General features: G+C 73.2%; 13 protein-coding genes. 7 read left to right on the top strand and 6 right to left on the bottom strand.

Annotated features, from left to right (window positions below):
- Nucleotides 1-45: 45 nt before the first annotated feature.
- Both AB0J69_RS35275 and AB0J69_RS35270 read right to left on the bottom strand, forming a co-directional pair.
- Entirely contained in the window at nucleotides 46-633 is a 588-nt protein-coding gene (locus AB0J69_RS35275; protein ID WP_364126469.1) for a hypothetical protein, read from the bottom strand.
- Nucleotides 634-759: 126 nt separating this feature from the next.
- A complete protein-coding gene (locus AB0J69_RS35270; protein WP_364126466.1) occupies nucleotides 760-1,422 on the bottom strand; it encodes a helix-turn-helix domain-containing protein in 663 nt (220 codons plus the stop codon).
- A gap of 99 nt (nucleotides 1,423-1,521) precedes the next feature.
- On the opposite strand from AB0J69_RS35270, the gene AB0J69_RS35265 reads away from it, so the two are divergent.
- The 3 genes from AB0J69_RS35265 to AB0J69_RS35255 all read left to right on the top strand — a co-directional run bounded on the left by AB0J69_RS35265 (nucleotide 1,522) and on the right by AB0J69_RS35255 (nucleotide 7,325).
- Nucleotides 1,522-2,478, top strand: coding sequence for an NAD(P)-dependent alcohol dehydrogenase (locus AB0J69_RS35265; protein ID WP_364126463.1), 957 nt, complete (start codon nucleotides 1,522-1,524; stop codon nucleotides 2,476-2,478).
- 68 nt (nucleotides 2,479-2,546) lie between these two features.
- On the top strand, nucleotides 2,547-3,053 hold the full coding sequence (locus tag AB0J69_RS35260; RefSeq protein ID WP_364126461.1) for an isoprenylcysteine carboxylmethyltransferase family protein: 507 nt from the start codon (nucleotides 2,547-2,549) through the stop codon (nucleotides 3,051-3,053).
- A 120-nt stretch (nucleotides 3,054-3,173) separates the two neighbouring features.
- Nucleotides 3,174-7,325 carry a hypothetical protein gene (locus AB0J69_RS35255; RefSeq protein ID WP_364126458.1) on the top strand — a complete coding sequence of 1,384 codons (4,152 nt, stop codon included), beginning with the start codon at nucleotides 3,174-3,176 and terminating at the stop codon, nucleotides 7,323-7,325.
- 25 nt (nucleotides 7,326-7,350) lie between these two features.
- Here the strand turns inward: AB0J69_RS35255 and AB0J69_RS35250 are convergent, their stop codons facing one another.
- On the bottom strand, nucleotides 7,351-8,595 hold the full coding sequence (locus AB0J69_RS35250; RefSeq protein WP_364126455.1) for an alpha/beta hydrolase: 1,245 nt from the start codon (nucleotides 8,593-8,595) through the stop codon (nucleotides 7,351-7,353).
- Nucleotides 8,596-8,628: 33 nt separating this feature from the next.
- Nucleotides 8,629-8,904, bottom strand: a complete 276-nt coding sequence (locus AB0J69_RS35245) for a hypothetical protein (protein ID WP_364126453.1) — start codon at nucleotides 8,902-8,904, stop codon at nucleotides 8,629-8,631.
- Between the two features lie 114 nt (nucleotides 8,905-9,018).
- On the opposite strand from AB0J69_RS35245, the gene AB0J69_RS35240 reads away from it, so the two are divergent.
- Nucleotides 9,019-9,999: an acetylxylan esterase gene (locus AB0J69_RS35240; protein WP_364126451.1), complete on the top strand. Its 981-nt coding sequence runs from the start codon at nucleotides 9,019-9,021 to the stop codon at nucleotides 9,997-9,999.
- A gap of 126 nt (nucleotides 10,000-10,125) precedes the next feature.
- Here AB0J69_RS35240 and AB0J69_RS35235 read toward each other — a convergent pair whose 3' ends face one another.
- Complete coding sequence (locus AB0J69_RS35235) at nucleotides 10,126-10,413, bottom strand: Fe-S cluster assembly protein HesB (protein ID WP_364126448.1); 288 nt, start codon at nucleotides 10,411-10,413, stop codon at nucleotides 10,126-10,128.
- Nucleotides 10,414-10,553: 140 nt separating this feature from the next.
- Here AB0J69_RS35235 and fxlM point away from each other — a divergent pair, with 140 nt between their 5' ends.
- Entirely contained in the window at nucleotides 10,554-11,693 is a 1,140-nt protein-coding gene (gene fxlM, locus AB0J69_RS35230; protein WP_364126445.1) for a methyltransferase, FxLD system, read from the top strand.
- A gap of 19 nt (nucleotides 11,694-11,712) precedes the next feature.
- Here the strand turns inward: fxlM and AB0J69_RS35225 are convergent, their stop codons facing one another.
- Nucleotides 11,713-12,168 carry a pyridoxamine 5'-phosphate oxidase family protein gene (locus tag AB0J69_RS35225; protein ID WP_364126442.1) on the bottom strand — a complete coding sequence of 152 codons (456 nt, stop codon included), beginning with the start codon at nucleotides 12,166-12,168 and terminating at the stop codon, nucleotides 11,713-11,715.
- A gap of 163 nt (nucleotides 12,169-12,331) precedes the next feature.
- On the opposite strand from AB0J69_RS35225, the gene AB0J69_RS35220 reads away from it, so the two are divergent.
- Both AB0J69_RS35220 and AB0J69_RS35215 read left to right on the top strand, forming a co-directional pair.
- Nucleotides 12,332-12,874 (top strand): DUF4142 domain-containing protein, encoded by a 543-nt coding sequence (locus AB0J69_RS35220; RefSeq protein ID WP_364126439.1) that lies wholly within the window; start codon nucleotides 12,332-12,334, stop codon nucleotides 12,872-12,874.
- Between the two features lie 124 nt (nucleotides 12,875-12,998).
- Nucleotides 12,999-13,871 carry a PRC and DUF2382 domain-containing protein gene (locus AB0J69_RS35215; protein ID WP_364126436.1) on the top strand — a complete coding sequence of 291 codons (873 nt, stop codon included), beginning with the start codon at nucleotides 12,999-13,001 and terminating at the stop codon, nucleotides 13,869-13,871.
- Nucleotides 13,872-13,878 lie beyond the last annotated feature (7 nt).

Here is a 13,878-nt window from a genome sequence, read left to right as displayed (position 1 = left end):
CAGCCCGGCCTTCCCGGGAAGCCGGTGAGCCCCTCCGGAGGGCAGTCAGCGGGGCTCGCGCCGGTAGGGTGCCGTGTCGTCCGGCTCGGTGGGGCTCGCGAACCGGAACGGCACCCCGAACCGCTCCGCCAGCGCCCGCCCGGCCGCACCGGCCTCCTCCGCCTCCGGCCACGGCGGCACCTGGCCGTTGAACACCCGCAGGTCGCCGCCGTGGCGTACGTGCGCCAGGCGGTGCTCGGCGCGCGGCCCGGCGGTGACGGCCAGCAGCTCGATCATCCAGCCGAACGAGTCGCCGTCCCACACGGCCTCGATCGCCTCCAGCCGGCCGGGCAGCGCCGCGATCGTGGCGGACAGCGCGTCGAGGTCGAGGGGCGGGGAGGGCCACGGGTCGAGGCTCTGCCCGAGGGCGGCGGCCCGCCAGGTCACGGTGTCCAGGCACTCGTACAGGCCGGGGCCCCGCCCGTGCGGACCGGGGCGCGGCTCGGCCATGCCGGGGCGCGGCCCGGCCGGACCGGACTCTGCCAGGCCCTCCCGCACGGCCTGGATCGCCCGCAGCATGCGGCCGTCCCGGATCAGGGCGTCCACGCGGTCGCGCACGCCGCCGGGCAGGGAGCTCCACAGCGGGTCGTCCATCGAGCACACTCCTCCTCCGAGGTCGCCCCAGCAGTACACACGGGGGCGGCGGGCGCGGTCCATGCCGTTGTACACCTCGGGCCAGGTCGATCCCCTGACCGCTCCGGGGCTCGCCGCCCGTGATCGCTAGCGCGCCGCCGGCGCGTACACGTGGCCGAGCCCGAGCGGCGGCGCGGGCGGCAGCGGCTCGGCGTGCTCGGCCCGGAAGGCCTGCAGCAGGTACGCCACCAGCCGCCGCGACCCGGCCGCCGCCACCTCCCCGGGCTCGGCCGCGATGGCGTTGCCGGCCTTGAGCAGCAGCACCAGGTCCGCCGGCTCGAAGTCGGCGCGCAGCTGCCCGGCGTCCTTGGCCCGCCGCACCACCTCGGCGAAGCAGAGCTCGGCCCGCGCCCGGAGGCGCTCGAAGTCGACCGCCTCCGGGAACGCCGTCAGGAACGCCGCCGTGAACCCCCGGTCGGCGAGCTGCATCGCGCACACCTTCTCGATCGCCGTGCGGAACGCCCGCCACGGGTCCGGATCGGCCATCGCTTCCTCCACCGCCGCCCCGCAGGCATCGAGCTGGTCGGCGAACACCTCCGTGACCAGCGACTCCCGCGACGGGAAGCGCCGGTAGAGCGTCGCCACCCCGACGCCCGCGCGGCGCGCGATCGCCGCCATCGGCACGTCGAGCCCGCGCGTGGCGAACGCCTCCCGCGCGGCGTCGAGGATGCGGTCGCGGTTGTGCCGCGCGTCCGCGCGCAGTCCGGCGGCCTCCGGGGGAGGCGCTATCCGAGAGGGATGACCAGGCATGTTTCTCACATTAGCGTAAGTGGATGGCCCCTTCCGCTTAGCGCGCTAGCGTCACTGGCATGAACTCTGCAAGAGGGGATGAAAAGGACAGTGAGTGACATGCGCGCGGCCCTCTACGACCGGTACGGGCCCCCCGAGGTGCTGTACGAGGGCACCCTGCCCAAGCCGGTCCCCGGTCCCGGCGAGGTGCTGGTGCGCGTGCACGCCACCAGCGTCAACGGCGGCGAGGTGCACGTCCGGGCGGGCCGGGTCCGGCTGGTGGCCGGGCTGACGGAGCGGGGATTCCCGAAGCGTACGGGAGTCGACTTCGCCGGCGAGGTCGCCGCCCTCGGCCCCGGCGCGTCCGGGCCGGCGGTGGGCGACCGGGTGTGGGGGCTGCTGGGCCGCTCGTTCGGCAGCGCGGCCGAGTTCGTGGCCGTCCGGCCCCGCCGGCTGTCCCGCGTCCCGGCCGGGCTCGACCTGGCCGAGGCCGCGGCGCTGCCCGCCGTGGGCACGACGGCGATCACGGCGCTGCGTGACAAGGCCGCGCTCGCGGCGGGCGAGCGGCTGCTCGTCCGCGGCGCGGCCGGCGGCGTCGGCAGCGTCGCCGTCCAGCTCGGCAAGGCCATGGGCGCCCACGTCACCGCGCTCGCCGGCGCCCGGAACCTGGATCTCGTCCGCGACCTCGGCGCCGACGAGGCCCTCGACTACGCCGCCACCGGCCCGGCCGACCTGGGCGCGTTCGACGTGGTCCTGGACACCGTCGGCACCGCCCATCCTGCCTACCGCCGCCTCCTGACGCCGGGCGGCCGCATGGTGGCGATCGCCTTCGACGTCAAGCGGGCCGCGGCGTCCCTGTCGTACGTCGCCGCCTCCGCCGTGTTCGGCCGGCGCCGCGTGCGCTTCTTCAGCGGCAACCCCACCCACCGCCTCCTCGCCGACCTCGCCCGGTACGTGGAGACCGGCGCGATCCGGCCGGTCGTCGACACGGTGTTCCCGCTCGCCGAGATCGCCAAGGCGCACCGGGCCCTGGAGTCGGGAGGTGTGCGCGGCAAGATCGTCGTCCGGGCCGGCTGATCCCGCGATCATTGACGCGGCCGCGGGCCCTTCCTAAACTCATCACATAATGAATTAGGAGCGTTGCCATGCGCAGAACACCCGCAGCCGTCGTCAGCGCAGTCTTCTTCGCCGCCGCCCCCGGAACCGTCGCCGTGCTCGTCCCGTACTGGATCAGCGGCTGGCGGATGCGCGCCCCCTTCCCGGACCCGGTCATGATCCCGCTCAGGGCGCTCGGCGCGATCCTCGTGCTGGCGGGGCTGGCCGTGCTGGTCAACGCGTTCGTCAGGTTCGTGGTGGAGGGGCTCGGGACGCCGATCCCGGTCGCGCCGCCCGCCCGGCTGGTGATCGGCGGGCTCTACCGGTACGTCCGCAACCCCATGTACGTCGCCATCTTCGCCGCCGACCTCGGCCAGGCCATGATCTTCGGCGATCCGTGGCTCCTGGTCTACGTCGCCGTCCTGGCGATCCCGGTCTACTCCTTCGTCCGCTGGTACGAGGAGCCGAACCTGCGCCGGCGCTTCGGCGCAGACTACGACGTCTACCGCTCCCACGTGCCGGGATGGTGGCCGAGAGTGCACCCGTACCAACCGTGAGTCCCGAGAAAATTGGGGCCCCATGTCGGGAGCGGTTTGACTCCTAGTGAGGAACTATGGTCGTCTCGTGACCTATGTTTCTGATGGGATGAATTAGATAGGTCCGGGGGAGAACGCTTCATGCCGCACGCCCTCCTGCGCGTGCTCGCTTCGACATCCGTCGCCGGCGCGGTCCTCGTGGCCCTGCCGCCTACCGCCGGAGCGCAGTCCCAGTCCGTACCGGCACAGGCCCGGTCCGCGCAGGCGGGCCCCGCGCAGGTGCGGCCGGTGCCCGCCGTCCAGGAGCCGCCGGCCGCGGTCGTGACCGTCCCGCAGCGGCCCTCGCTCGCCCTGCAGACCGCCGGGGACGAGAAGGTCGGGCCGGACGCGCCCGAGGTGACCACGCCGGCCGGGCCGGGGCTCATCGACGAGATCATCGCGGGCGCCGCCGCCGTACAGGAGGAGCAGGGGCTCGGCAGGCAGGCGCCCGACCCCGGTGACCTGCTGCCGGACACCACCCGGGCCGAGACGCTGGGCCTGGTCAAGCCGCTGGCCGCGATCGCGAAGTCGTTCGAGGGGCTGGGGAAGGCCATGCCGGGGATGACGTACCGGCTGTGCGTCGAGAGCGCCGACGTGCCGGTCTCCTGCTCGATCCGGCAGCCGGTCGGCGTGCCGGTGGCCGCCGACGTGACCGGCGACGCCCTCCCCGACCTCGCGGCCGACCTGGTGCCCGCCGCGAGCCCCGCCGAGGGCGCGATCGGGCTGGGGTTCGCCGTCCGGCGGCTCTCCCGCGAGAACCTCAAGGCCCAGGTCTGGGCCGAGTACGACGGCAAGGTCTCGGTCGGCTTCGACGGCCTGCGCCGAGGGACGTCGCTGTCGGCCTCCGACTGGGGCACGTTCACCGTGGACCTGGCCGGCAAGCGGGTCAAGGCCACGGTCAAGCGCAAGGAGCCGGGGGAGTCCGCCGCCCTGGTGGCCGCGCTGACCGGGCGCAGCGCCGTGAGCCTGCGCCAGACGCCCGCCACCGAAGAGCTCACCGTGAACGCCGCCCTCGACTCCCGCTCGCTGGACGTCGCCGCCTCCGCGCCCGCCAGGCTGGAGGCGCTCGCCGTGACCGGCCGCCGCCTCACCCACGCCGTGCTCGACCGCATGCCCGCCCGCGCCGAGGTGCGGCTGGCGGGCGGCGAGATCAGCTTCACCAGCCCCTCCTCCATCGGCCGCGCCCAGGTGGACGACCTCGACTACCGCGACGGCCGCCTGGCCAGGGTGACCCGGGTCGGGCTGCGGCGGGTGCCGCCGTCCTTCACCGCCAGGTACGGCACCGCGAACGGCAAGCAGAGCCTGGCTGTCGCCGCCGGCTCCGGCCGCTCGCGCTCCGGCGCCGCCAGCCTGCTGTACTTCGACCGGGCCGCCGGCAAGACCGTGCTGAAGGCCGAGCTGAGCGAGCTGCCCGCCAAGGTGCGGCTGGTCAACGACCTGGCCGAGCACCGCGTCACGCACACGACCAGCTCGCCCATCGGCAGGTTCGCGGTGGTGCTGCAGCGCAACGAGGGCGCTATCTCCAGCCCGCGCGGCGGGCACGTCACCATGATCAAGGACGGCGCCGCGGTGGGGGTGTCGGGGCTGCTGTCGGGGCTGTCCGGGTTCGACGTCACGTACGGGGCCGCGCCGCACGCCCGCCTGGAGGTGGACTCCAGCGGCCGGTCGTTCGTGGGCGCGGCCAGCATCGACCGCACGCACGTGGCCCGCCTGGAGATCTCCAACACCCCCGCCAAGGTGGACGTCACGCTCGACCCCGCCGCCAGGAAGGCCGTCTACCAGGCCAGCGGCGTGATCGACAAGCTCCGCGCCGCCTACACGAACCTCCGGTCGGGCCCCACGATCGACGGCACCGTGCTCGGCGTGCACGACGACGTGACGGCGTCGTGGGAGCTCGGCGAGCGCACGACCGTCAAGGTCGCGACGTCCTCGACGTTGGAGCAGGTGCGGATTTATGCCAATAAAGCGCACGTGACCAGCACGGCGGGGACCGCGTCGCCAGGGGCCTCGGACGCCTCCGGCACAGCGCCGGGAGCGGCGTCAGGGTCCGCATCGGGGCCGGCGTCGGGCGCGGCATCGGGCGCGGCATCGGGCGGGGGCGAGGACGTGCGCGCGACCGTCGAGGGCGTGCGCGAGCGGGCCGAGCTGGTGACCGACGCCAGGGCCGGAACCCTGAGCTGGACCTCGGACGCGCCGGTCGAGAAGGTGTCGGCGCTGGCCAGGGTCAAGCTGGGCGACCGGTACGCCAGGGCCGCCGCCGAGGTCACCGGCGTGCCGGCCAGGTTCGACGCCTCCTGGGACGCCGCCGCGTACCGCTTCCGCGGCCTGTCGGGGCCGGTGGGGTCGGCGGCGCTGGCGTTCACCAACCACGACGGCGCCACGTCGCCCGCCGGGCCGCACCTGGCGGCCCACTACGACCAGGCCACCGGCGACCTGGACGCCAGCGTGCTGGTCAAGGGGCTGTCGAACGTCGAGTTCAGCCCGGCCGCGCAGGGGTTCACCGCCGACTTCCGCTCGGCCAGGCAGACCCTCGCCGTGGACGCCGACGTCACGCAGGGCGACACGCGGTTCGGGCTGATCGGCACGCTCGGCCCGGTGCCCGGCCGGCTGGCCGTCTCCTCGGCCGACGGCAAGCTCACCTACTCCGGCTCCCGCCTGGACGTGCGCGCCCGCGCCTGGCTCGGCAAGACCGCGGCGCTCGACCGCATGCGGGCCGCGCCGGCCGTTCCGGGCGGCGTGTCGCTGGTGGACGGCGGCTGCGCCGCCGGGTCGCCGGGCTGCGCGCAGGGCCCCTTCTGCACGCCGCAGCGCGGGTGCTTCGGGCTGCAGGGGTACCTGGACGTGACCGGACTGCCCGACCAGGTCACCGTGGACCTGACCGGCAAGACGTTCGCGTTCTCCGGATTCGCCCCCAAGCGCCGCAGCCTGGGCGTGTACCTGGCCAGCAGCGTCCTGTCACCGGTGCCGATCAAGGCCAGGGCCACGCTGACCGGCCTGCCCTCCAAGATCACCAGCATGGCGCTGGGGCCGTTCGGCGTGGGGCAGGGGAACGCGGTGCAGGCGTCGTACCGGATCGAGCCGGCCGCCACGCTGGGCACGCTCGACGTGCGGGCCGAGGCGGGCGGGCTGCGCGGCCACGTCGCCATCGACCCGGTTCCCGCGGCGGTGGCCGTCCAGGCGACGTACGGGGCCAGGACCCGCATCCGGGTGACCAACTCCGCGGTCGTCAAGAACCTCACCACCAAGGTCACCCTGGCCGGGAAGGGCACCGGGGAGCTGCGCCTCTCCGACGTGCCCGCCGTCTTCGGGGTGGACGCCGACGCCTCGGCCGCCGGGCTGAGCGTGCCGGCCGTCACGTACAAGGCGGTGGGCGGCGCCAGCACCCTTGACGGCTACCTCGGCGTGGAGGGCGGCCTGGTGGACCCGTCCGGCCGGCTCGGGGACGTGTCGTTCGCGGTCAAGGACCTGGCCGCCGACACCACCGTCCGGCTGAACCCCGACCAGTCGCTCGACCTGGTCTCCAAGCCGGTCCCCACGGGGCGCGTCACGCTGCGCGCGGGGCTCAGGGTGGATCCCGTCGCGGCACAGGGCATCGCGGTGAGCAAGGAGGTCCCGTACACGACCGGCTTCCTCACCTACCACGTCGGCGGCCGGTTCGGGCTCGGGAAGAGCGCGATCGAGAACGTCGCGCTGTCCGTCCAGCGCGTGTCGTGGCTGCGCATCCGGCCGGGCAAGGTCCCGTTCGGCCTGAAGGCGCCCCCGGCCCTGGGGTACGTCGCCCCCGGCTTCGAGGGGGACTACGGGACCCTCAAGATCGCCGCCAAGGGCGTGGACCTGCGGCCCGACGTCAGCCTGGACCTCAAACTGAGCCGGGGGATCGGCAGCGACGTGTTCCACGAGTCCGTCCGGATCGGCCCGGCCACCTCGCTCGCCCTGCGCCGCTACGACCAGCGGATGCGCCGCATCGGGGCCAAGCAGGAGATCAAGGCGGCGGGGATCGGCCTGGCGTGCGTGACGGTGGACGCCAAACCCGGCTTCGCGGCCGGCGCGGGCACCAACTCCATCACGCTGCGCGGGGCCGACGGGCCGCAGATGGTGTCCCTGCTGGACCCGGGCGGGCAGGTGCCGGACTATGCGGTGGACCTGCTGACGCACTTCATGAGCCCGTTCCCGGGTGCGGAGTGGAAGGTGGCGGGCACCAAGGCGGGCTCCTGCGCCTCCGACGGCACCTCACCGCGATCGGAGTCCCGCTGAGCCCGTTCCCGCCGGAGAGGCCGGGCTAGCGGGGGCCGCGGTAGCCCGGCGGGGGCTGCTCGCCCTCGTAGGGGGCCACCGGGCGGTCCGTGAGGAACGCCCGCAGCACCCCGAGGTAGGCGGCGCCGCGGTCGTCCCCGACGTAGGTGAAGCGGGCGCCGGGCAGCGCGCGCCGGTAGCCGGTGGCGGCCGACCAGCTCTGGGCGTCGCACGGACCCTTGACGATCAGCACGGGCGCCGTCACGCCGGCCAGGTCGCGGCGCAGCGACGCCGGGGCCGGCCGCCCCGACAGAGCGACATAGCCACCTCCCCCCACCGGGCCGCCTCCCTCCGCGCCGGACGGGGACGGGCACGGGGACGAGGATCGGCGGCGGAGGAGGGCGAGGTGGGCGTCCAGGCCCAGGTCGCCCGCGAACGCGTGGGCCGCCGCCGGATCCACCTCCAGGAGCGTGGAGACCGCCAGCGTGCGCGCGTCGGGCAGCCCTCCGGCGCCGAGAGGCCCGAGGAAGGCCGCGGCGGTCTCGGGGCGGCCGGCCGCGCGTCCCGGTGAGAGCCCGTCCGGGGAGTACAGGACCGTCCTGGCCACCCGGTCCGGATGTTCGGCCAGGTACGCGGCCGCCACCTGCGCCCCATGCCCCCGGGCCACCAGGTTCAGCCGCTCGGCGCCGACGGCCAGCCGGATGGCCTCCAGGTCCGCCACGTCCCGCGCCAGACCGTACCCCCGGGGGTCGGCCAGCCGCGCCGAGCGACCCGCGCCGAGCTGGTCGTAGACGTAGACCCGGAAACCGTCCGCCGCCAGCCGTCCGTAGAACGCCGAGTCCCCGGCCAGGTCGCCCACTCCGGGGCCGCCGTGCAGGAACACCACCGGCTCCGGCCGCGTGACCCGCTTCGGCGCCACCCGTACGTACGCCAGCTCCGACCCCGTGGACAGCCGCCACGACCGCTGCCCGGCCACCTTTGACGGCGCGCCGGACGGCGGCGCCGGCTCCAGCGTGGCCACGGAGACCTGCCAGATCACCGCCGCCGCCACGCCCAGCACCACGAGCGCGCGTAACCAGCGCCCCCACGCCACCACCGGCCGGGGCACGCACAGCAGCAGCCCGAGGAAGAACACCGAGCCGAACACCGCCAGCCCCGCCACCGTGAACACCGCCGGTCGCGCGCCCACCATCGCCGTCCCGGCCAGCGCGGCCAGCCCCAGGACCGGCGACAGGGCCAGCACCCCGGCACCCGCCACCGCCCGTCCGGCCAGCCTGGCGAAAGAAGCCACGGAAGGGACGCTAGTGCACGTCCCCCGTTCCGGTCAGGGAAGTGAGCGGCCCAGGCGCAGGCGGACGCGGTCACCCCGGCGTACGGACTCGCGCACGGTCCACACGCGCTCGTCGATCACCGTGCCACCGGCCGTCATGTATCCGCCCATCCTCAGCACCGGCCGTCCCGTGTCGTCGCTGAGCAACTGGGCCCGGGACTCGGAGTCGTCGCCGAACAGCACGAGGAAGTCGTCGGCGCCCGCCGGGGCGTCCAGGATCAGACCGGGATAGAGGTGGGAGTAAGGGACCTCGATAACATGCTCGATCACGCGTAAACGTCTACCCCGATGTCACGCTTTTCAGCTTCGAGCCAGGAGCGGGATAGCGCTTTCCAGCGTCATGGGGTGAAATATCAGCATCCTTTCTACAGGCTGGAGTACCACGTGCCACTGTTCGACATGCCGCTCGAGCAACTCCGCAACTACCTCCCCGACCGTGACGAGCCCGCCGACTTCGACGACTTCTGGTCCGCCACCCTGGCCGAGGCCGGGGAGTTCGACCTGGCCGCCGAGTACGTCCCGTACGAGCTGCCCTTCACCGGCGTGGACGTGTTCGACGTGTCGTTCGCCGGATGGGGCGGGCACCGCATCAACGGCTGGTTCCTGCTGCCGCGGGGCACGGAGGGGCCCGTCCCGTGCGTGATGCACTACATCGGCTACAGCGGCGGGCGCGGGTTCGCCAGGGACCACCTGATGTGGCCGGCCGCGGGGTACGCGGTGTTCGTGATGGAGACCCGTGGCCACGGCGGCGCGAACGTGGGCAGCCCCGGCTCCACCGGCGACCCGCACGGCAGCGCGGGGCCGCAGGCGCCCGGCATGATGACCCGCGGCATCCTCGACCCCGCCGACTACTACTACCGGCGCGTGTTCACCGACGCGGTCAGGGCGGTCGACGCGGCGGCGGCGCATCCGGCCGTGGACGCCGGCCGCATCGTGGCCTCCGGCGGCAGCCAGGGCGGCGCCATCGCGCAGGCCACCGCGGCCCTGCACCCGGGGGTCAAGGCGGCGCTCATCGACGTGCCGTTCCTGTCGCACTTCCGGCGGGCCGTGGAGATCACCGGGCGTGACCCGTACCAGGAGCTGGTCAGGTATCTGGCCACCCGGAGGGACAGCGCCGACCAGGTGTTCCGCACGCTGGCGTATTTCGACGGCGTCAACTTCGCGGCCCGCGGCCGGGTGCCCGCGTTGTACTCGGTCGCGCTGATGGACGACGTCTGCCCGCCGTCCACGGTGTTCGCCGCCTACAACCACTGGCAGGGTCCGAAGGAGATCACCGTGTGGCCCTGGAACAACCACGAGGGCGGGGGCGGCTATCAGTCGGAGGAGCAGCTCCGCTACCTGCACAAGCTCCTCGGCGACGGCTGAGCCGACGATAGGACCGGCGATCGGGCCGACGATCGGGCCGGCCACAGCACTGACGGCTCGGGCACGGCCGGGCGGCGAGCCCGCCGTGCCGGAGTCCCGATCGGCTCCGGCACGGCGGGGGCCGCCTCAGGCGTTCTGCTCGGTGACCAGGAAGGACACGCTTCCCTGGTCATCGGCTCCGGCGTCCAGGGACTTGTCCTCCAGCACGGTCGCAGCCACAGGATCGAGATAGACCCGCGCGCCCTCCGCCTCGACCACTGCGTCCGCCGGTTCGGGGGCGGTGGCCAGGGAAAGGGTGAGCGAACTCGCGCCCTCTCCCTGAGACGAGATGCGAATCCCGCTCTGGGAAGGCTCGGGCGCGGCCGCGGTCAGATCACGGATCGCCTGGGCTGCGTTGGCTGTCAGGGTGAGCACTACGGCTCCTCCTCACGGTCGACGTTCAGGAGTTGCCTGCCCTTCCCCCAACTCTCCGGCTCAACCCTTCTCGACCCTTTCTTTACCAAGAATTCCGCGGTGATCCCGTACGGATCCCGCCCCCATGGACAATGGGCCCCATGGACTTCGCGAAGCAGAGGGAAGCCATGGTGGCGCAGCTGCGCAAGCGCCAGGACGTCAGCGAGGCCGTGGCCGCCGCCATGCTCGCGGTCCCGCGCCACCTCTTCGTGCCGGACGTCGCGCCGGAGGACGCCTACCGCGACGAGCCCATCGTCACCAAGCTCGACGCGCAGGGCCGGCCGATCAGCTCGTCCTCGCAGCCGGCCATCATGGCGACCATGCTCGACCAGCTCGCCGTCGAGCCCGGCCACCGGGTGCTGGAGATCGGCGCGGGCACCGGCTACAACGCGGCGCTGCTGGCCCACCTCACCGGGCCCGAGGGGCGGGTGGTCAGCGTGGACATCGACGAGGACATCGTCACGCGGGCCCGGGCCCACCTGTCCGGCGCGGGCCTGCCGCAGGTCGAGGTGGTCTGCCGCGACGGCGCCTGCGGCCACCCGGAGCGGGCCCCGTACGACCGGCTGATCGCCACCGTCGGCGTTTGGGACCTGGCGCCCGCCTGGCTGGAGCAGCTGAGCGCCGACGGGCGGCTGGTGGTGCCGCTCGACCTGCGCGGCGTGCAGGTGTCGGCGGCCATGGAGCGGGCCGGCGATCACTGGGCCAGCAGGTCCGTGGCGCCGTGCGGGTTCATGCGGATGCGCGGGCCGTTCGCGGGCACCGAGGTCGTCACCGTGCTGCGCCAGGACCCCCACGTGGCGCTGGCGCTGCCCGAGCCGCGCGAGGTCGGCGACGTGCTCTCGGCGCTCGAAGCCGCGCCCACCGAGATCACCGTCAAGATGGAGGAGGCGGCGTCGCCGTTCGCGGTCGTCATGGGCCTGTCGTTGTGGCTGGCGCTGCACGAGCCGCGTTGGTGCGCCGTGACCGGCAAGCTGTCCGGCCGCGGCTACGGTGCCACCGCCGGCATCGTCGAGGGCGACAGCATCGCGCTGCTCTTCATGGAGGGCGCCCTGGTCGCGCGCGGCCACGGAGCGGGCGGGGCCAAGCTGGCGGCGGAACTGGCCGCGCACGTCAAGGCGTGGGACGAGGCGGGCCGGCCCGAGGCGGGCGGCCTGCGCATCGAGGCCCACCAGGGGCCGGTCTCCGGCAGGCCGCTCGTCATCGCCAAGCGCCACACCACGCTGGTGCTGGACTACGGCTGACGCTCCTGGGCGGGAGGGCTCAGACCGTCCACACGCCGTCGCGGACGAGGTCGCGCCCGGCCAGCTCGTTCGACTCCCGCCACGCCTGCAGCCGGTGCGGCGTGATGTGGAAGTAGTGGTAGGAGCCCGCCTCCTTGCGCGGATCGAAACCCGCCTTCTCCGCGAACGCGTCGGCTTCCTCCGCCGGGATCTCGGTCGCGGGCGTGGCCCGGGCCGTCCCCTCGATCAGCACCACGTCGCGCACCAGCCCCACGCTCACGCGCACCTTGCCGTTGGCCAGCAGGTTGCGCGCCGTCGGGCTGGTGCTGGCCGTGCTGATGAGCAGGGTGGCGCCGTCCCAGAGGAACGACAGCGGCACGAGATAGGGGGTGCCGTCCTCGCCGGCCGTGGCCACCCAGGCGTCCACGTCGTGCTCCAGCCGCTGGAGGGTGTCCAGCTTGCGCTGCTCGGGGGTGCGTGGGGTGGGCTGGGACATGTGGCTCGCTCTCCTGTCGTCGGGTCGTAGTCATTATCGGGGACGGCCCGCGTACGGGAAATCCGGCCGGCCGCCGCGCCCGGGCACCTGGAATGCCAGGACGCCACCCGCCCGACGGTTACTCTCTGTAGCGGAGACGTATCACCATGACATAGGAAAACTCATGCGCACTCGTCTGACCCTGTCGCTGGCCGTCGCGGCCCTGGCCACCCTTCCCGGTTGCGGCGGGGGCGCGGCGCCGAACACCGCCGCCGTGGTCGCGCGGACCGACACGCAGCCGTCCGAGCAGGACAAGACCTGGATGCGGGCCATCCACCAGGGCAACATGACCGAGGTCCAGGCCGGGCGCCTGGCGGAGGGCAAGGGCACCACGAAGCCGATCAAGGCCATCGGCAAGATGCTGGTCAAGGACCACACCAAGCTCGATACCAAGGTCACCCAGACGGCCACGCAGCTCGGCATCCAGCTGCCCACCTCCCCGAGCGCCGACCAGCGGGCCGAGCTCATCCGGCTGCAGAACGCGACCGGCCGCGACTTCGACCAGGACTTCCTGTCCGGCATGGTCAAGGCGCACACGGAGGCCCTGGCCGCCACCAGGACGGAGATCTCCAACGGCTCCTCGCAGGCCGTGGTGGCGCTGGCCAAGGCGGCGGCGCCGTCGCTGCAGGAGCACCTGACCGCCCTGCGCAAGGCTCAGGGCGACTGAAAAGGCATAACGTCATTTGCCGAAATAGAACGAAAACTGCCGCGCCTCTGTGTGGTGTTATGGCGATTTGGGGTATTTGTCCCATTTGAACCAGGACGAACACATCGGGGGGATCGTCGTGGCTATGCAAACAGAGATCCGTAACCTGCTCGACTGCCATGTGGTGGGGTCGGACGGACAGTCGATCGGCAAGGTGGGCCAGGTCTACCTCAACGATCGTACGGGCGAGCCGGAGTGGGTGACCGTACGCACGGGGTTCTTCGGGATGAAGCAGACCTTCGTGCCGCTGGCCAACGCCCGCCGCTCGGGTGAGGAGATCCGGGTCCCCTTCGACAAGGAGATGATCAAGGGGGCGCCCAACATCGACGTGGACGGTCGCCTGTCCCTGAACGAGGAGGCCGACCTCTACCGCTACTACGGCATGCAGCCGACGGACATCCCGCGCCAGCGCGGCAGCGAGACCCGTACGCGCGGGCCCGTCATCGGCGAGCGGGCCGGCCTGGCCGGTGAGACCGGCGCGGGCATCACCGGCGAAAGGCGCGGGGGCCTGGCCGGCGAGACGCGAGGGGGCATCACCGAGGACCGCGACATCGACATGACGCGGTCGGAGGAGCAGCTCCACATCGGCAAGGAAAGCAGGGAGACCGGCCGCGTACGCCTGCACAAGTACGTCGAGACGGAAAACGTCCACGAAAAGGTACCGCTCTCGCACGAGGAGGTCGTGATCGAGCGCGAGCCCATTCGGGACGGGGAGATGTCCGGCACGTACGAGATAGGCGAGGAAGAACGGCAGATGATCCTGCACGAGGAGCGTCCCGTCGTCGGCAAGGAGACCAAGCCGGTCGAGCGCGTCCACGTGCACAAGCAGGACGTCCAGCGCGAGGAGACCGTCGAGGGCCAGATCCGCAAGGAGCGGGTGGAGATCGACGAGGAAGGCGTGACCAGGGACGAGAACCGGACGTTCGGGCGCGGCGAGGAGCTCCCGCCGGAGCGGTGACGGCTCG

Origin of the sequence: Nonomuraea sp. NPDC049709 (genome assembly GCF_040674815.1) — a bacterium.
Taxonomy (GTDB): Bacteria; Actinomycetota; Actinomycetes; order Streptosporangiales; family Streptosporangiaceae; genus Nonomuraea.
Note: the sequence above shows the minus strand (reverse complement) of the source record. Positions and strands in the feature narration are given on the sequence as shown.

Excerpts from the sequence above, each read along its gene's own strand:
- AB0J69_RS35220 (WP_364126439.1), top strand. The coding sequence starts at position 12,332 with ATGCGCACTCGTCTGACCCTGTCGCTGGCCGTCGCGGCCCTGGCCACC.
- fxlM (WP_364126445.1), top strand. The coding sequence starts at position 10,554 with ATGGACTTCGCGAAGCAGAGGGAAGCCATGGTGGCGCAGCTGCGCAAG.
- AB0J69_RS35265 (WP_364126463.1), top strand. The coding sequence starts at position 1,522 with ATGCGCGCGGCCCTCTACGACCGGTACGGGCCCCCCGAGGTGCTGTAC.
- AB0J69_RS35215 (WP_364126436.1), top strand. The coding sequence starts at position 12,999 with ATGCAAACAGAGATCCGTAACCTGCTCGACTGCCATGTGGTGGGGTCG.
- AB0J69_RS35260 (WP_364126461.1), top strand. The coding sequence starts at position 2,547 with ATGCGCAGAACACCCGCAGCCGTCGTCAGCGCAGTCTTCTTCGCCGCC.
- AB0J69_RS35270 (WP_364126466.1), bottom strand. The coding sequence starts at position 1,422 with ATGCCTGGTCATCCCTCTCGGATAGCGCCTCCCCCGGAGGCCGCCGGA.
- AB0J69_RS35275 (WP_364126469.1), bottom strand. The coding sequence starts at position 633 with ATGGACGACCCGCTGTGGAGCTCCCTGCCCGGCGGCGTGCGCGACCGC.
- AB0J69_RS35255 (WP_364126458.1), top strand. The coding sequence starts at position 3,174 with ATGCCGCACGCCCTCCTGCGCGTGCTCGCTTCGACATCCGTCGCCGGC.
- AB0J69_RS35225 (WP_364126442.1), bottom strand. The coding sequence starts at position 12,168 with ATGTCCCAGCCCACCCCACGCACCCCCGAGCAGCGCAAGCTGGACACC.